Origin of the sequence: Streptomyces sp. NPDC005931 (genome assembly GCF_042871235.1) — a bacterium.
Lineage (GTDB): Bacteria > Actinomycetota > Actinomycetes > Streptomycetales > Streptomycetaceae > Streptomyces.
In genome coordinates, this window is record NZ_JBIAIG010000024.1 from 18741 (window position 1) to 37459 (window position 18719).

Here is an 18719-nt window from a genome sequence, read left to right on the forward strand (position 1 = left end):
CCCCATGAGGTCCCACGCGCCCCGCCCGCTCCCCCAGGAACTGCGTCCCGCGATGTTCGAGTGCCGATCCGCAGGACACTAGGAGTGGAGGACCTCGCGTGACGGAGTGGGACGAGGGGCTTCTCCGGAGAGCGACCGATTTCCCCTCCGGCCGGTACGAGGAGGCATCCAGTGACGGGTCCGGAAGCCGCGGACATCGCCGCGGAGCGCCGGTCACGGGCCGTGACGGAGACACTGGCCGCCGTGCTGGGCGCGATCGGCACCGGCGCCTATGTCGTCGACGAAGAGGGACGCATCCTGGGAGCCAACGCGCACGCCGAGCGGTTGCTGGCCCGGCCCGCGGAGGAACTGCTCGGCCGGGACGCCCACGACCTGCTGCACCGCAGCCGCTACGGCGGGCCGCTGCCCAGGACCCAGTGCATGATGCGGCAGGCGTTCCACTCACGCCGGACGCTGCAGTCCGAGGAGGAGTGGTTCGAGCGGGGCGACGGCCGGCTGGTGCCTGTCTCCTGGCTGATCACCCCCTGTCTCACGGACGGTGAGAACGAGGCGACCCTGGTGCTCTTCCACACCGTCGACGAGCCGGAAGCTCCCGGCTCCGGCAAGGACCGGTTCATCGGCACGCTGCCGGAGCTGGAACGGCTCGCCCTGCTGGCCGAGACGACCACCCAGCTGACCTCGACCCTCGATGTGGACCAGGCGCTGCGCAGACTCGTCGGCCTGGTCGTGCCGCAGCTGGCGGACTGGGCGATCGTCGACCTGATCAGCGAGCACGACGAGGTGTGGCGCCATTCCGTGGTCCACGCGGAGAACGGCGTCCTCGTGCACCGCGAGGATCTGCAGGGTCCGATGCCACCGGTGCCCGAGGCCTCGTCGATGCCCCTGTCACGGGCCCTGCGGGGCGTCTCCTCGACACTCGCCGGGCCCGGCACCTACCGGACTCCTCCGGATTCCGGTCTCACGGTCGAACAGCAGCGCCTGTTCGACGAGACCGGCATCCACTCTGCGGCGATCGCGCCGATCCGCGGACTGCGCGAGGTGCTGGGCGCCCTGACGCTGGGCCGCGCGGAACAGCGGGAGCCGTTCAAGGTCAACGATCTCGCACTACTGGAGGACATCACTCGCCGGGCCGGGCTGGCCCTGGACAACGCCCGTCTCTACCAGCGGCAGCGCAAGGTCGCCGAGACCATGCAGCGTCATCTCCTCCCCCAGCTGCCACGGGTGCCCGGTCTGGAGATGACCGCCCGGTACCTTCCCGCGCCCGACGCCTCCCAGGTGGGGGGCGACTGGTACGACGCGTTCACCCTGCCGGACGGGGCGACCGCGCTCGCCATCGGCGATGTCGTCGGGCACGACCTCGACGCGGCGGCCGGCATGGCGCAGATCCGCAACATGCTGCGCGCCTATGCCTGGTCGCATCAGGAGCCGCCGAGCAGGATCGTGGAACGGCTCGACGATGCCGTCGTGCACATCACCGAGGTCAGCATGGCCACCATGCTGTTCGCACGGATGACCGTCGGTGACGACGGGCGGTGGGAACTCTCGTGGACCAACGCCGGACATCCGCCGCCGCTCCTGGTCACCCATGACGGCCGGGCGCAGTACCTCACCGACGGGCACGGCATCCTCCTCGGCACCGGGTCCGAACGTCCGCGCCCCGACGCGACGGCGAAGCTGCCGCCGCAATCCGTCCTGTTGCTGTACACCGACGGCCTGATCGAGGCGCCCGGCCGTTCCCTCGACGAGGGGCTCGACCGGTTGCGGCGGCACGCGGCCTCTTTGGCGCACCGGCCCTTGAAGACCTTCACCGACCTGCTCCTGGAGCGGACGCGCCCGCCCGGCAACGACGACGACATCGCCCTCATCACGCTGCGCATCCCCGCCCGGCCCTGACCCGGTGCCGTGCTGCGCGTCGGCGTCGGCGTCGGCGTCGGCGTCGGCGTCGGCGTCGGCGGAGAGCCTGCCGAGCCGGGTGGGCGGGTGCCTCCCGGCACCGGCCATGACTCGGACGGTGCCGGCTGATCCACCTCGCGGGCCCCCTCGGATCGCCGCGGTACGCACGGCCCCGCGGGAGGCACTTGTTCCCCGCCAAGGTGGCGCGCCACCGGATCAGGAACCGCATTGGCATGGACCTGACCGGAAGATCCCGCTAAGCTCGGCGTGGTGAGAGCGCTCTCAGCACGCGGTTGTTCCATCCCCACCTCGCTGGAACGACGAAGGGCACCTTCCATGAGACGCACCAGACTCGCGCACCTCGGCGTGGCCGCAGCCCTCGTGATCGGCGGCTGGGCCGCGGCGGGCTCCCTGCCGGCCTCGGCGAACGAGGCTCCCGGCGCAACCGGTTCCGCCGGCTCGGCCACCGCCCCCTCCTCTCCCTCCATCCACTCCCCCGGCTCCGCAGCCGACTCCGCGGCGGCGTCGGCCGGCCTGATCCGGGCGATGCAGCGGGACTTCGGCCTCTCGCGCGACGAGGCCGTGGCACGCCTCGCCGCCGAACGCCGCGCCGCCGCCCTCGCGCCCGAGGCACGTGCGGCCGCCGGATCCGCGTACGGCGGGTCCTGGTTCGACACGCGCAGCGGGAAGCTGACCGTCGCCGTCACGGCGGACGCCACCCGCGCCACCGTCGGCGCCCTTCGCTCCTCCGGGGTCACCGTGCGTACCGTGGAGCACAGCGCGCGGCGGCTCGACGCGGCAAAAACACGCATCGACCACCTGAAGGCCCCGGCGGGCGTGGCCAGTTGGGCCGTCGACCCGGCCGCCAACACGGTGGTGGTCAACGTGGTCCGGGACCGGCGGGCCGACAACGATGTCCGCGCGTTCCTCGGCCGGGCGCGCGAGGCCGGCCCCGTCACCGTGCGCACCGTGCGGGCCGCACCGAGGACCTTCGCGGCCGGAACGGTGGGCGGTGACCCCTACTACACGGGCAACGTCCGCTGCTCCATAGGCTTCTCGGTGCACGGGGGGTTCGTCACCGCCGGGCACTGCGGCGGGACCGGCGCCGCCGTCCGGGGCTGGGACGGCTCGCACATCGGCACCTTCCAGGGCTCCTCGTTCCCGGGCAACGACTACGCGTGGGTCAACGTCGGCAGCGGCTGGTGGACGGTTCCGGTGGTGCTGGGCTGGGGCACGGTCCCGGACCGGCTCGTGCGCGGCTCGGCGGAGGCTCCGGTCGGTGCCTCGGTCTGCCGGTCCGGTTCCACGACGCGCTGGCACTGCGGCACCGTGCTGGCCAGGAACGAGACCGTCGACTACAGCCAGGGGGCGGTGCACCAGATGACGAAGACGAGCGTCTGCGCCGAACCGGGCGACTCGGGCGGCGCGTTCATCAGCGGCGACCAGGCGCAGGGCGTCACCTCGGGCGGCTGGGGCAACTGCTCCGGCGGCGGCGAGACCTGGTTCCAGCCGGTCAACGAGATCCTCAACCGCTACGGGCTGACCCTGCACACGGCCTGACACCCGACCCGGATCCGACCGAGGGGCACACCCCCGGCGCGGACCCCGCCGACCACACCGGCGGGGCCCGCGCGCGTGCGTCGCGCCGAACACGTGCGCGGACGTACGACGAGCCAGCCGTCCGACGGTGCACAGCCGCCTGTTGACAACCCGTCAATGTTACCGGGCCGTAATCCGCCGAGGAGTTACCGGCGGTAAGTGAGCGCTGCTAGTTTTCGGTTCACCTTCTGGAGCAGAGCGAGGAGTGAGCCGTGAGCCGTATCAGCAGCGTGCTGACCAGTGTTGTCGCCACGACCGCCTGTGTCTGTGCGGCTGTGCCCCCCGCCGCGGCGAGCGAGCCGGTGGTGTCCCGCGGCGTCACCATCCCGGCCTTCTACACCCCGCCCGCCGGCCTTCCCGCCGCGAACGGCGCCCTCGTCCGGCACGAGCCGCTTCCGCTGGGGCTGAGCCTGCCGGGGCTCGACGGCCGTCCGCTGCCCGGCACGGCGACCCGGCTGATGTACACCTCCACCGACTCGACCGGGCGGCGCGTGGCGGTGACCGGTGCCTACATCGAACCGACCGCGGCCTGGAAGCGCGGTGGCCCTCGCCCCCTGGTCGTCGTCGGCTCGGGGACCATGGGCCAGGGCGACCAGTGCGCGCCCTCGCTCGCCCTTCAGCACCCGCTGACCCTCAACGGACGTACCGTTTCGATCGGTTATGACAACCTGGCGGTCTACCGCCTGCTCGCCACCGGCGCGGCCGTCGTCGTCACCGACTACGTCGGGCTCGGCGCGACCGACCGGCTGCACACCTACGTCAACCGCCTCGACCAGGGCCGCGCCATGCTGGACGCCGCCCGCGCGGCGCTCCGGGTGCCCGGCGCGTCCGTCACGTCCGCGTCCCGCGTCGGCCTGTACGGCTACAGCCAGGGCGGTGGCGCCAGCGCCGCCGCGGCCGAGCTCCAGCGCGGCTACGCGCCCGAGGTGAATCTCGTCGGCACGTACAGCGGTGCACCTCCCGCCGACCTCACGGCGGTCATGAAGGGCATCGACGGCAGCGCCCTGGCGGGCGCCCTGGGCTGGTCGATCAACGGTTTCGCGCAGGCTGAGCCCGATCTGCGCGACGCGGTGGAGGCGCACATCAACGCCACCGGGCGGGCCGCGCTCGAGGACATCTCGACCACGTGCGTGGGCGACGCGATCTTCGGCTACGGCTTCACCAAGAGCACGAAGTGGACCACGAGCGGCACGTCCATCGCCGAGGTACTCGCCAACGAACCCCGCGCCCAGGCGGTGCTGGACAGGCAGCGTCTCGGCGCGCTGAAGCCCACCGGCCCGGTCCGGCTGGCCACCGGCGTCCAGGACGACATCGTCCCGCACTCCCAGTCCCGGCGGCTGGCGGTGGACTGGTGCCGCAAGGGCGCCGACGTCACCTACAAGGCCGTCGTCCTGCCGAACCTCGGGGACAAGATCCTCACCAATCACCTCGCGCCGCTCATCACCGACCAGGGCGACGCGGTGTCCTGGCTGAGCGACCGGCTGGCGGGCGAACCGGCGAGGTCCAACTGCGCGAGCATGCCCCTCCAGCCCTGAGCCGACGGCAGGGGGTGGGCGGCGGATCCGCGAAGACCAGGGGTACACAACCAACCCCGCCTCCGTGACATCGGAGGCGGGGTTCGTGATCGAGCGCCGGGCAGGCCTTGCACCTGCATCTCCCCGCAGGAAGCGGGACGTCTTTCCTTGGACCACCAACGCACTGTCGGCTCCGGGAGTTCCGGCGCCGTGACGTGAGAGGAGCATAGCGCACCGGCCCCGCCGGTCACACCGGTCACGGGGGCACCGCTTCGGCGGTGCCCCCGTGACCGGACATGGCCGCGGACGCGGCCGTCAGTCCTTGATCACGAAGGCACCCGGCGAGGCCCCGCCCGCTCCGGCGAGCACTCCACCGAAGTTCTCCTCCACCTCCGTCTTCTCCGCCGCGTTCGGGTACGGGTTGGTGCACGCGACGCCGGCACTGGAGCCGGACATCAGGCTGGAGCAGGGGCCGGGCTTGCGGTCCGGCAGGCCGAGGATGTGGCCGAGCTCGTGGGAGGAGATGCGCACGGTGTTGTAACCCTGGTCCACCGCCTGGCGGCCGATGTAGACGGTGCCGCTGCCCAGGCCGGTGGGCAGGGCGCGGGGCCAGCCGTTGTCCGCGAGGATCCGGATGTGGGCGCGCTGCCCGGACGCGACCGGGCGCAGTTCCACGGAGTCGACGCTCGCGTTCCAGATCGCGGCGCCCCGGTCGACCGCGGCCTTGAACTCCGCGGCGCCACTCGCGTCGTAGGTGAACACCCGGGCGGCGGCCGCGGACCGCTGGGTGTCGGCGGACGGTGCGGCCACCGCCTGGCCGCCCAGCAGGGGAAAGGACATCACCAGAACCGCGGCCAGGCCGCCGGTCAGGTTACGGACGTGCATGGTCGACCTCCTGTGGGGAAGGGTAGTCGTGCTCATGACACCACCTGCCTCCCTGCCCGTCCGGCGCGGCCGCCAATCCGTCATTCCGGCGGCCACCGATGGAGAAGCGGGGGTGCTGCATCGCAGGGAAGGGATCGGTTGGACTTCCTGATCACTCGGGGGCACTGTGGGCAGGGGTCCCCCACAATCGCACGGGGGCGCCCGAGATCGCACAATCCGGAGGTCGTCCGATGCACCACACCGCCCGTCCCGAGCGCTACGACGGCACCATGCGCTACCGGCGTACCGGGCGCTCGGGGCTCGACCTTCCCCTGCTCTCCCTCGGCTACTGGCACAACTTCGGCGACGACCGGCCCTTCGAGAGGCAGCGCGAGATCGCCCTGCGCGCCTTCGACCTCGGCATCACCCACCACGACCTGGCCAACAACTACGGCCCGCCCTACGGCGCCGCGGAGATCAACTTCGGCCGGATGATGCAGCGGGACCTCGCGCCGTACCGGGACGAGCTGGTGATCTCCACCAAGGCCGGGTGGGACATGTGGCCCGGTCCCTACGGCCAGGGCGGCGGCTCCCGCAAGTACGTGCTGGCCTCGCTGGACCAGTCGCTGCGCCGCATGGGCCTGGACCACGTGGACATCTTCTACTCGCACCGGCTCGACGCGACCACGCCCCTCGAGGAGACCATGGGCGCGCTGGACACCTCGGTGCGCCAGGGCAAGGCGCTCTACGTCGGCATCTCCTCCTACGACGCCGAGCGCACCCGTGAGGCGGCGGCGATCCTGCGGGACCTGGGCACTCCGCTGCTGATCCACCAGCCGTCGTACAACATGCTCAACCGCTGGATCGAGACCGAGGGCCTGCTGGACGTGGCCCAGGAGGAGGGCTTCGGGATCATCGGTTTCACGGCACTCGCCCAGGGGCTGCTCACCGGGCGCTATCTCGACGGCGTTCCCGAGGACTCGCGGGCGGCGGCGGGCACCTCGTTCGACGCCGGGTGGCTGACGGACGACATGCTGGGGCGGCTGCGGGCCCTCGACGGCATCGCGGCGCGCCGGGGCCAGACCCTCGCGCAGATGGCGCTGGCCTGGGCGCTGCGGGACCCGCGCGTCACCTCGCTCGTCATCGGCGCCTCCCGGGTGGAACAGTTGGAACAGAACGTGGCCGCGCTGGAGAACCCCGGCTTCAGCGCCGAGGAACTGGCCGAGATCGACACGTACGCGACCGACGGCGGCGTCGACCTGTGGCGCGAGGCACGGCTCGGAAACCTGGGTTAGCCCCGCGGGTGTGCCCCGCCGCGCACGGGGAACTGCGGTGCGGTGGGCCGCCTCGGGCCCCACCGGCCGCGGTGCCCCCGCGGGCGGCGACGATGCCCCCACAGTTCGGACGTCCCATGCAGACCTTCCTGCCCTACCCCGACTTCGGCGAGACGGCGCTGGTGCTCGACCGGCGGCGGCTCGGCAAGCAGCGGGTCGAGGCGATCCAGGTGCTGCGCGGTCTCGTCGTCCCCGGCTACGGATGGCGCAGGCACCCCGCGGTGCGCATGTGGACCGGTTACGAGGAGGCCCTGGTGCGCTACGGGCTCGAGGTATGCCGGGTCTGGCGGGAGCGCGGCCACCAGGACAGCTGCGCCGCCACGCTGGTCGCCGACCTCGCCGCCGTCCGGCCCGGCGCGCCGGTGCGGAGCCAGCGGGAGCTGGCGGAGGCCGGCGAGCTGCCGCCCTGGCTGGGGGACGAGTCCCTGCACCGCAGCCACCGCTCGTCTTTGCTGCGCAAGGACCCCGCCGTCTACGCGGAGCACTTCCCCGGCGAACCGGACGACCTGCCGTACGTCTGGCCCGCCTCCGACCGCGACCCCGAGGCGGTCGCCGACTGATCCGCGCGCCTGCCCGGGTGACGCCGGGACACGCGTACGCCCCGGCGTCCCCGTCCTGGGGTCCGCCGGGGCGTCCGGGAGAATGGGTCCCGCCTACTTCGAGGACAGGTACTCCGTGGCACCCGGGATCTCCTGGGCGTCACGCACGTTCACCACGTTGCCGACCGCCTTGGTGTCGGGACGCAGCAGGTACGCCTTGACGCTGGCGGGCCGGTCGACGTCGGAGAAGTCCTGCGGGGTGCCGAGGCCGGTGTCGGCGTTCTTCTGCGCGCGGTGCGCCTTGACGACGTCCTCACGGGTGAGACCGCCCGCCTCGCACGCCTTCTTCAGGTTCGCGCCCATCAGCTGCGCGGCGTTGTACCCGGACAGCACGCCGGAGTCGACCGGCGAGCCCGGGTACTTCTTCTTGTACGCCGCCACCATGGTCTTGACGCCCGGGATGTCGGAGCTGACCGCCGGCGCGGGGCTCACCATGTGCAGCATGCCCGCGAGCGCCGGTGCGGCGGGGGTCTTCATCAGCTGGGGCGCGAAGCCGGGGGCGTTGCTGACGACCGGGACGCGCAGACCGCGGGAGGCGGCCACGCCGACCAGGGAGGCCGTCTGGGCGGGTCCGGCGCTGATCAGGATCGCCTTCACGCCCTTCTTGCGGAGCGTCGAGACCTGGGCGGACAGATCCGTGTCCGTGGCCTTGATCTTCTGGGCGGCCACCTTCACGCCGGCCTTCTTCGCCGCCCAGGTGGAGCCCTCCAGCGCGTTGGCGCCGTAGTCGCCCTCGAAGTAGACGTGGCCGATGGTGTCGCCCTTCTTGACCTTCTTCGTCTTGGTGAGGAAGTCGACCGCCGCGATCATGTCGAGGTCGTAGGTGGTGCCGAGGACCTGGACGGAGTCCTTGCCGAGCAGGGAGGCCGCCCATGCCATCGGGAAGGTCAGCAGCTTGTCCCGCTCGATGTCGTCGATCAGCGCGGCGACGACGGGGGAGCCGACGACCTGGGGCAGGGCGACGACGTCCGCGGAGATGTCGGCGTAGGCGGTGACCGCCTTCTGCACGTCGTAGCCGTGGTCCTTGACGACGATCTCGATCTTGCGGTCGCAGATGCCGCCCTTGGCGTTGACCTCGTCGGCCCACATCTGCTGGGCCTGCACGATGCTCTTGCCGAGCGTGGCGTAGGGACCGGTCAGGTCGGTGAGAGCGCCGAGCTTGATGGTCTTGGCGCCGACGCCGGGTCCGGTGCGCAGGCCGTCGGCGGAGTCGCCGCCGTTGCCGCTGTCCGCCTTGGAGCTGCATCCGGTGGCCGCGAGCAGCAGGGCGAGGGCGCCGGCGAGGACGGTGCCGGTGGTGCGGCGCCGGGTGCGGGACCTGGGGTGCGTGGTGTTCACGGGGTGTGCTCCTTGGTTCGTGCGGCTGCGGCCTGGGGCCGGGGTGAGGGAACGGGGTCAGGAGAGGGGGCGGTCTTCGGGCGGCGGCGCATGCGGTCCTTCAGTCGGCGGGCCAGGCCGTGCAGGCCGTCCGGCGCGTAGAGCAGGACCAGGACGATCGCGGCGCCGTAGAGGTAGCGGGCGGCCTCGGTGGGGCCCACGGTGCCGTCCGTGGAACCGGGGGCGGCCACCAGCGGGAGCTGGTCGGCGTAGCGGGTCATCAGCAGCGGGAGCGCGGTGACGAAGACGGCGCCCGCGGTGGCGCCGGCCACCGAGCCGAGACCGCCGATGACGATCATGGCGAGGAAGTCGACCGAGAGGGCGAGGGAGAAGTAGTCCGGGACGACGCGGCGGAAGGCGAGGGCGAGGAGCACCCCGGCCAGACCGGCGTACATGGACGACACCACGAAGGCCGCCGAGCGGTGCCGGGCGACGTCGACGCCCATCACCGCGGCCGCGGTCTCGCTGTCGCGCAGGGCGGCCAGCGCCCGGCCGGGGCGTCCGCGCAGCAGTCCGCGGGCGGTGAACCAGGTGAGCGCGAACAGCGCCAGGCCCAGATACCACAGCCGTTCCTCGGCGCCGAACGGCACGCCCATCACGACCAGCTCCGTGTCGCCGGTGCCGAAGGTGAACCCGCCGAGGGTCAGCGGGGGCACGGAGCGGCCGTTGAAGCCCCCGGTGACGGAGTCCGCGGTCAGCAGCACGTGGTGGCCGAGGAAGACCAGGGCGAGGGTGGCGATGCCCAGGTAGACGCCCTTCACCCGGCCGGCGACGGGACTGAACAGCCCCCCCGCGGCTCCGGCGAGCAGCACCGCGAGCAGCGCGGCGAGGGCCGGGGGCAGTCCCGGTCCGGGCTCGCCCGCGAGATAGGTGTAGCCGTAGGCGCCGACCGCGAGGAAGAACGCGTGGCCGAGGGAGAGTTGTCCCGCGGTGCCGCTGAGCAGGGCGAGACCGACGGCGCCGATGGCGGCGGCCATGGAGAACAGACCGATGCGCAGCCAGAAGGCGTCCAGGTAGAACGGCGGCAGGCACAGGGCCACGGCGAGCAGCAGGATCCATGCCCTGCGGCGCGTCAGGCCGTTGAGGAGGCGGTCAGACACGGGCGGATCCCTTCGCGCCGAACAGCCCGTTGGGCCGTACCAGGAGCACCAGCAGCATCACCGCGTACGGGGCGACGTCGCCGAAGCCCTCGCCGAGGACGTGCAGTTCGGACTCGTAGCCGACGACGAGCGCCTCGGTCAGGCCGATGATGAGGCTGCCCGCGAGGGCGCCGACCGGGGAGGCCAGTCCGCCGAGGATCGCGGCGGGGAAGGCGTTCAGGGCGATCTGCCCGGTGCCGCGCTCCAATCCGGGGGCGGGGAACGCGGCGAGGAACACCGCGGCCAGGGCGGCGAGCGCGCCCGCCAGGCACCAGGCGACGGCACGCACCCGGTTGAGGCGTACGCCCATGAGCGCGGCGGCCTCCAGGTCCTCCGCCGCCGCCCGCAGGGACAGTCCCCAGGAGGTGAACCGGAACAGGGCGAAGACCCCGCCGATGACCACGGCGGACACGGCGATCGCCGCGAGCCTGCTGTCGGCGACGGTCACCGGGCCCAGCTCGGTCACCGAGTCGCCCCAGGGGTCACCGAGCGACAGCAGGTCGCCGCCGATGCGCCGGGCCAGGTCGGTGAACAGGACGATGTCGATGCCGATGGTGACGATGGTCTGCACATGCGCGGAGTGCGCGTCCTGACCGCCGCGTTGCAGCAGGAAGCGGTCCAGCGCCCCGGCGAGGGCGGCCGTGGTGAGGATCGCGAGCGCCAGTGCCCCGGCGAAGCCGAGGTCGTCATGCAGGACGGCGATGAGGTAGCCGCCCAGCAGGAGCAGGGAGCCGTGGGCGAAGTTGAGGACGCCCGAGGCCTTGAAGATGACGACGAAACCGAGGGCGACCAGCGCGTACACCGCGCCGAGTGCCAGTCCGCCGAGGACGTTGTCCAGGAACCCGGTCATGCCGCGTCCTCCCCTTGTGCGTCGGTGCCGAGGTAGGCGCGCAGCACCTCCGGGTCCTGGCGGACCTCGTCGGGGGTGCCGTGGGCGATGGCCTTGCCGAAGTCGAGCACGGTGACGTCATCGGCGAGACGCATCACCAGGCCCATGTCGTGCTCCACGAGGACGATGGACAGGCCGAGTTCGGCGCGCAGTTCGCCCACCACCTCGGCGGTGCGGGCGCGTTCGGAGGCGTTCATGCCGGCCACGGGTTCGTCGAGCAGCAGCACGCGCGGCTCCAGACACAGGGCGCGGGCGAGCTCCACGCGCTTGCGGTCGCCGTACGACAGCAGCGCCACGGGGCTGTCGAAGTGGTCGCCGAGACCGGTGAGCTCGGCGATCTCGCGGGCGCGGGCGAGGTGCTCGCGCTGTTCCCGCACGGCCCGCGGCAGCCGCAGCGCGCTCGACGCGAAACCGGAACGGGACAGGGCGTGGCGGCCGAGCATCAGGTTGTCGGCGACCGTGCCGTGGGTGGTGACGATGTTCTGGAAGGTCCGGGCGACGCCGAGCGCGGCGATGCGGTGCGGGGCGAGCCGGGTGAGCTCGGTGTCGTCGCCGAGGGTCACCGTGCCGGACGCCGGGCGGCACAGGCCGGACAGCACATTGAAACAGGTGGACTTCCCGGCGCCGTTGGGTCCTATGATCGCGTGCACCGAGCCGGGCTCGACGGTGAAGGAGACTCCGTCGAGCGCGGTGAGACCGGCGAAGCGCACAGTGACGTCCCGTACCTCGAGCACGGGCGGCGCGGCGGTGGTGCGGTCGTTCATGCCGCCCCCTGGTCCTCGGCCGGCCCGGTCTCGGGAGACTCGCCCAGGTAGAGGCGGCGCACCGCGTCGGTGCGGGCGAGTTCGCCGGCGGGGCCGGACAGCCGTGTCTCGCCGACCTCCAGGACGTGGGCGTGGTCGGCGAGGGACAGAGCCATGCCCGCGTTCTGCTCGACCAGGAGCACGGCGGTGCCCTGGGCGTTGATCTCCCGGATCACCTCGGCGATACGTCCGACCATCTGCGGTGCCAGTCCGAGGGACGGCTCGTCCAGGAGCAGCAGCTTCGGGGCGGCCATCAGGGCCCGGCCGATCGCCAGCATCTGCTGTTCTCCCCCGGACAGCAGGCCGGCGTGCTGGTGGGTGCGTTCGGCGAGCCTGGGGAACAGGGAGAACACGCGGTCGCGGGCCTCCTGGCTCCGGGCCCGCCCGCGCCGGCCGAGTCCCAGGCCGCCGCTGCGCAGGTTCTCGTCGACCGTGAGACCGGCGAAGACCCGCCGTCCCTCGGGTACCTGGACGACTCCGGCGCGCACCGCCGTGACGGGGTCCCTGCCGTCGAGCACCGTGTCGCCGTAGCGGATGCGGCCGGCGGTGATCGCACCGCGGTGCAGGCGCAGCGTGCCGGACACGGCCCGCAGCAGGGTCGTCTTGCCTGCGCCGTTGGCGCCGAGCAGGGTCACGACGGCGCCGGGAGGGACGGTCAGGGACACGGAGCGGAGGGCGGACAGCGCTCGCCCGTACGTCACGTCGATGTTCTCGACGTGCAGCGCGGGCAGGTCGTCCGGTGGTGCTTCGGGCATCGCGGCTCCTCGGGGCCGTACCGCGGCACGGCACGGCAACGGCTTCGGGGGATGGGAGGCTCACGACAGCACGGGCCCGGGCGGGGGTACAGGGGCGGGCCCGGGGTCGCTGCGGTGTACCAACGGGGGTGGGCGGGGGTTGTGCGGGTGCCCAGGCGGAGACGCGACCAGGGGCGGAAGGTCGGCGGGGAGCGGGGAGAGGCCGGGATCGGGAAGCCTGGGGTCCTCGGGGGCCGGCGGCCGGGTGTCGGGGGCCGGGGGTCGGGGCCGGATGCGAGGCCACCCCGGTCCCCGGCCACCGGACGCCGGACCAGGGGTCCGGAAATCCCGGGGAGCTCGGGGACAGGGGCGAGTGGGCTCGCGGCGGCTCGCCGAACGGCGACCGGGATCGACGGGACGGGCCGTGGACGGGTGGTGCGGCAACCCGGTGACCGGGGTGGGGCGGGCCCACTGGGCGGAGCGGCGACATGCTGCTCCGCGGGCAGCAGCCGACCGGGGCGGTGCGGAGGCGCCTCGGGGCACCCGGCACCACGCTGGTCCATGGGCATCGTCACCCGCGAGCCAGAAGGGAGCCACCCGGAGGCAGGAGCGTGGGGACACGGCAGGGCACGGCAGGCCGACGGCACGGGAAGGCAATGACCCGGCACGGCAGGCCGACGGCACGGGAAGGCAATGACCCGGCACGGCAGGCCGACGGCACGGGAAGCGACGGGGCGTTCGAGGTACGCACCCGCTCGCCGGCACCGGTCGGCGCGGCGGACGCGATCGGCAGCCCGCCGAGCCGGGGCGCAGGAGGCGGGAGCGGTGGCGCGGGCGGGGGTCGCGCTCGGGTCACTCCGAGGGCGCGGTCCTGCTGGGTGTCGGGTGGGGACGGGAGGGCGGCAGCGTGCGCGGGGCCCGTGGCCCCGATGCGGCTCGGACGCGCGCCGTGCCCGGTGGGCGCGGACGCGGTGCGTCAGTCGGGCATCCGCGGAGGTGGCGGACGCCGAGGAGGGAGCCGCGGCGTTCGGCCTTGCGGGGCGCCGCATCGGCCCCGCCCGCCCGGGTGCCCGCGTGCCCGGGGACCGGGGCGGCTCGCCGGCGCCGTGTTCCTGCGGGCACGGTGCCGGAAGGACCCGCGCCCCACGCCTCCGGGGCCGTTGTGCGGGGGCACAACGGCGTCGGCGGCAACTTCGGGCGTGCGGCCCGGAAGGCGCCGAACGGGGTGCCGGGAGACCAAGGTCAGGAGGGCGGCAGGCGGCGTGCGGTCAGGGCGAGGCTCACCTCCACCAGGTCGGCGGGGCGGGAGAGGGAGCGGCCGGTCAACTGCTCGTAGCGGCGCAGGCGGTTGAGGACGGTGTTGCGGTGGCAATACAGCCGCCGGCCCGCCCGCTGCGCGGACCCGTCACAGGCCAGCCAGGTCGCCAGGGTGTCGAGCAGCACCTCCTGGTCGGCAGGTTCGAGGTGGGCGAGCGGGCCGAAGACCCGGTCGGCGAGCGCGCTGCCGAGGTCCGGCGAGGAGACGACCAGCGCGGCGGGAAGGTGGTCGGTCAGCAGGACGGTGCCGCCGGCCTCCGGGCACAGGGACAGCGCGGTGTCCGCCTGCCGCCGGGCCTCTCCGACCGCGGCCAGCCCCTCCACGACACCGCTGACGCCCACCCGTGCCCCGGGTTCCGGCTCGTCCGGCACCACCGGCTCGGTGCCGTGGTCGACGAGGACGATGCCGTGGTCCGCGTCCACGCCGGAGTGCCAGTGCACCCGCACACCGGGAAGCAGCGCAGCCCGGGCACCGGGACAACCGGCTTTCCCCCCGCCGGCCACCGCCACGACCACGTACCGCCCGTGCTCGGGCAGGTGCAGCGCCTGCGCGGCCTCGGGCAGGTCGGCGATGCGCCCGGTGCCGTCCAGCAGGGCCGCGGCCAGCAGCCGCACGCGGTTCTCGCGCCGCCAGGCCAGCTGCCGCTCGGTCTGCCGGTAGGCGTCGGCCACGAGGGTGCAGTGCTCGTCGACGAAGTTCCACACGTCCGACACCACGTGCACCAGCAGCCGTACGTCCTCGGGGGCCGTACGGAAGGTCTCGTCCACCAGGCCCTGCCACACGAGGGAGCCGCCCAGCCGGAAGGCGTGCAGCAGCGCGTCCAGGGGGAGGCCCTGTTCGGCGCGGGTCGCCCCGATCTTCCAGGAGCAGCGGCGGGCCGGCTCCCGGGCGCCGCGCGGGTCGAGCAGGGAGGAGACGCTGTGCCGCAGCGAGCGGTGGACCTCCTGCCAGATCCCGGTGGGGTCCTCCGCGATCGCCGCGCGGTAGGCGGGCTCCTGCTCCTGGAGCACAGCGATCAGGGCGTCGGTGAGCTGAGGCAGGTCGTCGAGGAGCACCCGGGCGGCCCGGTGCAGCACGCGCAGGGCGTCGGCGTCGATGAGCGACCGCACCCGCCGGGGCCTGGACCGCGCAGCGGGCGTGGGCTCAGGGCGCAGCAGGGTGGGTGTCCGTACGGCTTGTCGCATCGCGCATCTCCCCCAGGGTCGGCTTCCCGGGCGGCGCCCGCGCGGGGGTCCCCGCGCCGGCGCCCGGCCGGCCACGGAGCCCGCACGCCGGCCACCACCTGATTCGTCCTGCCCCGAAGGATGGCATACCGTCCGGTCGGTCCCTAGGGTTGTGCACCGGTCTTTTCCGCTTGCTCGACGAGACGGGCCAGCTCGACGCGGGAGCGGACGCCGAGCGCGGCGAAGATGTTCCGCAGGTGGTAGTCGACCGTGCGAGTGCTGACGGAGAGCCGCAGGGCCACCTCCCGATTGGTGGCGCCCTCGGCCACACACCGTGCGATCCGCTGTTGCTGCGGGGTGAGCCGGGCCAGCTCCCCCGCGCGGTTCCGGGAGGACTCGCCCGCCCCCGCGGCGGGCGGTGCCACTCCGTTGGCCCGCAGTTCCGCGGCCGCCTGCCCGGCCCACAGGTGCGCGCCGCAGCGCTCGAAGCCCAGGAGGGCCTGCCCGAGCCGCACCCGCGCCTCGCGCAGCCGGCGCCGGCGCCGCAGCCACTTGCCGTAGAGCAGCTCGGTGCGGGCCCGCTCGAAGTCGCCGGCGGCCTCGTCGTGCCGGTCCAGGGCGCGCAGGTAGAGCTCGTCGGCGTCGTCGGGCGCGGCGAGCAGGGCGCGGCAGCGCAGCAGCTGGGCGGGGGCCTGCGGGTCGGCTCCGCAGGCGGCCCAGAGGGCGAAGCCCTCGACGACGGTACGGGCGTGCTCGCTCTGCCCGGCGAGCACGGCGGCCTCCACGAAGCAGGGCACGGCGAGCATCCACACCGCGAAGTGGCCCCGCCGGGGCCCCGGCCGTACGAGGGGATTCAGCCGGTCGGCGGCCTCACGGGGCCGGCCGGTGCCCAGGTCGGCGCGGGCCGCCGCCCACTGGGCGAGTGTGGCGGCCTGGGCGAGGCCGTGCCGCCGTGCCGTCGACAGGGCGGCGCTCACATGCGCGGCGACGAGGTCCGACCGCCCCTCGATCGACGCCGCGAGGGCGAGCACGGCGTGGTGGTGGGCGGCCGTGTTGCGCTGCCCGGCGCGCTGGGCGGCACGCAGGCCCTCCTCCGCGTGGGTACGGGCGAGCTGGTGGCGTCCGGCGCGCAGTTCGGCGTAGGCCAGGTACTCCAGCGCCCTCGGCTCGAGCGCCGCGGACCCGAGCGTGCGCGCGGCGGCGAGCGCCCGCGCGCCGGCCCGGCGGGCGGCGGTGACGTCCCCGAGCAGCAGCGCGGCGGCGGCGGACCGCAGCAGCCGGTCGGGTTCCCCGGCGGGCCGTCCCCGCTCCACGACACGTCGCAGAGGGGCGGCGGCGAGGTCGAAACGCCCTTGGAGGACGGCGCGCAGGCCGTCGCGGTGGTCGGCGACGAGGGAGCCCTGGGCGTGGTGGGGGCCGACGACGGGAGCGGGGGCAGCGGCGCCGCGCGTGCCGGCGGCTGGGGTCCTGCCGGTCTCACCGGCGGCCGGCTCGGGGTGGTCGGGATCGTCGCGGGTCAGGGCACGCAGGCAGGCCGGCATGTCCCCCGCGGCCCAGGCCGCGTCGGCCGCGCCCAGGCCGGCCACGGCCGCCGACTCCGGGCGCGGGACCGCCAGCAGGCATGCGGCCAGCAGGAAGGACTCCCGCGCGTCGTCCACCGGACCGTCGGTCAGGAGCACCGAGCCCCGCAGGAGTTCGGCACGGCCGAGGACCGACGCGGGGACGGACTCACCGCGGACCCGGTCGAGCAGGCGAAGGGCTTCCGGGGGGTTGCCCGTGAGCAGGGCGTGTTCCGCGGCGAGCGTGTAGCGGTGGGCGCGCAGGGCGTCTTCCGGCGTCAGTTCGGCGGCGCGGACCAGGGCCGTGCGGCGCCGGCCGGGCGGCAGGTCCCACGCGGTGCCGGCTGCGGCGTCGGCCAGTTCGGCGGCGAGTGCGGGGGCGGGGCCCGTGACCGTCCAGGAGCGGTGCAGCAGCGCGGCCGGGCCGTGCGGCTCCGGCAGTGCGTCGGCCAGCGCGCGGTGCACGGCACGCCGCCGCCCGGCCGACGCACCGGCGTACACGGTCCTGCCGAGCAGCAGGCTCCGGAAACGGACCCGCCCGTCGGCCACCACGAGCACGTCGGGCCACGACTCCGGATCCGCCGCGACGGCCCGGCCAGCGGCGCTCCCGGCCTCCCGCCCCACGCCCGCCGCGGCCCACGCACCGATGGCCGGCAGCCCCTCGTTCATCCGGCCCGGCTCGTGAGCGACCGCCCGCCCGCCCGCACACCCGGACGCACGGGGCACGTCCCCTGCCGCCGACCCGACGCCGGCCCGCGCCCCCGCCCCGGTCACCCGGCCCGTGCCCTCCACGACCGCCCACTCCCCCGCGCCCCGGGCTCCCCGCGCCGCGCCGCCGGTGCCGTCGGTGCCGCCCGCGCCGTCGCCCCGGAGGCCGCGTACGGCCCGCAGCACCGCCCCTTCGTCGGCGCCCTCCTCGCCGGCGGCCCGTTCCGCCGCCGCCACCGTCAGCAGGAGGTCGGTGCGGTCGGGGTCGAGGTGGCTCAGGTGGCCGCCGGTCGTGGCGGTCAGGGTCTCGGCGTCGGCCAGGGGGCGGGGCAGGGGGCGGTGACCGCGGAGCTGGGGTGGGGTGAGGCGGTGGGTCAGGGCGAGGACGAGGGCCGGGTTGCCGTCCGCCACGGCCACGAGTTCGTCGCGGACGGCCGGGTCGACGGCGCCGTCGGTCACCTCGTCCAGCAGGGCCGCGGCGTCCGCCGGCGCCAGGGGCGGCAGGCGCAGCACGGGCAGGCCCGCCCACTCCCCGCCGACCGGCCGGTGTCCGGGCACGGTGAGGAGCAGCCCCGCCCGGCCGGACGTCGTGCGCAGCCGTGCCGCCGCGTACCCCAGCGCGGCGCGTGACCCGGGGTCCCACAGGTGCGCGTCGTCCACGCACACCAGGAGCGGCGTCCCGGCCGCCGCCGCGCGCAGGGTGGCGAGGAGGGCCTCCCCCGCCCCGTCGCGGGGGACGTGAACCGGGCGCCCGGCGGCGCGGAGCAGGGTGTGCAGCCCGCTGAACGGCTGACGGGACCGCGCCGGATCGGCCTTGACGTGCCAGACCGGTCCGGCGCGGAACGAGCGGACGGCGAGCTCGAGGAAGGCCGTACGCCCGCCACCGGGTTCACCGGTCACGACACGTACGCCGCCGTCGGTGCGCAGCCCGTCCAGCAGCGCGGTCACCGCGTCGCGCAGCGGGCCCGGGCGATACCGCGGGGCACCGGTTCTCGGGATCGTCTGTCCGGTCATGCCCGTGACGTTACGTACGCGTAACGCACGGAGGAAGGCCGGCGGCCGTAGCGCCGGGGAGGTTCAATTCCCCTGCCACCTGCCGTTTTTGGAGACCGGTCCGCGCAGCGGAGTGTGCCGCGGCCCAACCCGGGCGGTACTCGGCGGTGCCCGTGCACAACGCCGGTGGTGCACGACGCCGGTGGCGCACGACGCCGGTGGCGCACGACGCC

Annotated in this window: 13 protein-coding genes; 5 read left to right on the forward strand and 8 right to left on the reverse strand. The window is 74.3% G+C overall.

The window, feature by feature from the left end; genetic code table 11:
• The first annotated feature begins 171 nt into the window (after positions 1-171).
• From ACFYOV_RS32200 to ACFYOV_RS32210, 3 genes are all read left to right on the forward strand, one after another.
• Positions 172-1893, forward strand: a complete 1722-nt coding sequence (locus tag ACFYOV_RS32200) for a SpoIIE family protein phosphatase (RefSeq protein ID WP_389093920.1) — start codon at positions 172-174, stop codon at positions 1891-1893.
• Positions 1894-2229: 336 nt separating this feature from the next.
• Positions 2230-3453: a S1 family peptidase gene (locus ACFYOV_RS32205; protein ID WP_389093923.1), complete on the forward strand. Its 1224-nt coding sequence runs from the start codon at positions 2230-2232 to the stop codon at positions 3451-3453.
• A gap of 251 nt (positions 3454-3704) precedes the next feature.
• Entirely contained in the window at positions 3705-5027 is a 1323-nt protein-coding gene (locus ACFYOV_RS32210; RefSeq protein ID WP_389093925.1) for a lipase family protein, read from the forward strand.
• Between the two features lie 294 nt (positions 5028-5321).
• Here the strand turns inward: ACFYOV_RS32210 and ACFYOV_RS32215 are convergent, their stop codons facing one another.
• Positions 5322-5891 (reverse strand): snapalysin family zinc-dependent metalloprotease, encoded by a 570-nt coding sequence (locus ACFYOV_RS32215; RefSeq protein WP_389093928.1) that lies wholly within the window; start codon positions 5889-5891, stop codon positions 5322-5324.
• A gap of 230 nt (positions 5892-6121) precedes the next feature.
• On the opposite strand from ACFYOV_RS32215, the gene mgrA reads away from it, so the two are divergent.
• Positions 6122-7165 carry an L-glyceraldehyde 3-phosphate reductase gene (gene mgrA, locus ACFYOV_RS32220; protein ID WP_389093930.1) on the forward strand — a complete coding sequence of 348 codons (1044 nt, stop codon included), beginning with the start codon at positions 6122-6124 and terminating at the stop codon, positions 7163-7165.
• 116 nt (positions 7166-7281) lie between these two features.
• Positions 7282-7764, forward strand: a complete 483-nt coding sequence (locus ACFYOV_RS32225; protein ID WP_389093932.1) for an MSMEG_6728 family protein — start codon at positions 7282-7284, stop codon at positions 7762-7764.
• A 93-nt stretch (positions 7765-7857) separates the two neighbouring features.
• Here the strand turns inward: ACFYOV_RS32225 and ACFYOV_RS32230 are convergent, their stop codons facing one another.
• From ACFYOV_RS32230 to ACFYOV_RS32260, 7 genes are all read right to left on the reverse strand, one after another.
• Positions 7858-9141: an ABC transporter substrate-binding protein gene (locus ACFYOV_RS32230; RefSeq protein ID WP_389093934.1), complete on the reverse strand. Its 1284-nt coding sequence runs from the start codon at positions 9139-9141 to the stop codon at positions 7858-7860.
• Positions 9138-10280, reverse strand: a complete 1143-nt coding sequence (locus ACFYOV_RS32235; protein ID WP_389093937.1) for a branched-chain amino acid ABC transporter permease — start codon at positions 10278-10280, stop codon at positions 9138-9140. The genes ACFYOV_RS32230 and ACFYOV_RS32235 overlap by 4 nt, the downstream gene beginning before the upstream one ends.
• Positions 10273-11169 carry a branched-chain amino acid ABC transporter permease gene (locus ACFYOV_RS32240; protein WP_389093939.1) on the reverse strand — a complete coding sequence of 299 codons (897 nt, stop codon included), beginning with the start codon at positions 11167-11169 and terminating at the stop codon, positions 10273-10275. The genes ACFYOV_RS32235 and ACFYOV_RS32240 overlap by 8 nt, the downstream gene beginning before the upstream one ends.
• Positions 11166-11972: an ABC transporter ATP-binding protein gene (locus tag ACFYOV_RS32245; RefSeq protein WP_389093940.1), complete on the reverse strand. Its 807-nt coding sequence runs from the start codon at positions 11970-11972 to the stop codon at positions 11166-11168. The genes ACFYOV_RS32240 and ACFYOV_RS32245 overlap by 4 nt, the downstream gene beginning before the upstream one ends.
• Positions 11969-12766 carry an ABC transporter ATP-binding protein gene (locus ACFYOV_RS32250; protein ID WP_389093942.1) on the reverse strand — a complete coding sequence of 266 codons (798 nt, stop codon included), beginning with the start codon at positions 12764-12766 and terminating at the stop codon, positions 11969-11971. The genes ACFYOV_RS32245 and ACFYOV_RS32250 overlap by 4 nt, the downstream gene beginning before the upstream one ends.
• 1221 nt (positions 12767-13987) lie before the next feature.
• Positions 13988-15247 carry a helix-turn-helix domain-containing protein gene (locus ACFYOV_RS32255; protein WP_389093944.1) on the reverse strand — a complete coding sequence of 420 codons (1260 nt, stop codon included), beginning with the start codon at positions 15245-15247 and terminating at the stop codon, positions 13988-13990.
• A gap of 143 nt (positions 15248-15390) precedes the next feature.
• The gene (locus ACFYOV_RS32260; RefSeq protein ID WP_389093946.1) at positions 15391-18507 is read right to left on the reverse strand and encodes a LuxR C-terminal-related transcriptional regulator; all 3117 of its coding nucleotides are present in this window, start codon (positions 18505-18507) and stop codon (positions 15391-15393) included.
• Positions 18508-18719 lie beyond the last annotated feature (212 nt).

What these genes read in the sequence shown, in the direction of transcription:
- ACFYOV_RS32260 (WP_389093946.1), bottom strand. Translation starts at nt 18,507, where the DNA reads ATGACCGGACAGACGATCCCGAGAACCGGTGCCCCGCGGTATCGCCCG.
- ACFYOV_RS32245 (WP_389093940.1), bottom strand. Translation starts at nt 11,972, where the DNA reads ATGAACGACCGCACCACCGCCGCGCCGCCCGTGCTCGAGGTACGGGAC.
- ACFYOV_RS32225 (WP_389093932.1), top strand. Translation starts at nt 7,282, where the DNA reads ATGCAGACCTTCCTGCCCTACCCCGACTTCGGCGAGACGGCGCTGGTG.
- ACFYOV_RS32250 (WP_389093942.1), bottom strand. Translation starts at nt 12,766, where the DNA reads ATGCCCGAAGCACCACCGGACGACCTGCCCGCGCTGCACGTCGAGAAC.
- ACFYOV_RS32215 (WP_389093928.1), bottom strand. Translation starts at nt 5,891, where the DNA reads ATGCACGTCCGTAACCTGACCGGCGGCCTGGCCGCGGTTCTGGTGATG.
- ACFYOV_RS32205 (WP_389093923.1), top strand. Translation starts at nt 2,230, where the DNA reads ATGAGACGCACCAGACTCGCGCACCTCGGCGTGGCCGCAGCCCTCGTG.
- ACFYOV_RS32240 (WP_389093939.1), bottom strand. Translation starts at nt 11,169, where the DNA reads ATGACCGGGTTCCTGGACAACGTCCTCGGCGGACTGGCACTCGGCGCG.
- ACFYOV_RS32255 (WP_389093944.1), bottom strand. Translation starts at nt 15,247, where the DNA reads ATGCGACAAGCCGTACGGACACCCACCCTGCTGCGCCCTGAGCCCACG.
- mgrA (WP_389093930.1), top strand. Translation starts at nt 6,122, where the DNA reads ATGCACCACACCGCCCGTCCCGAGCGCTACGACGGCACCATGCGCTAC.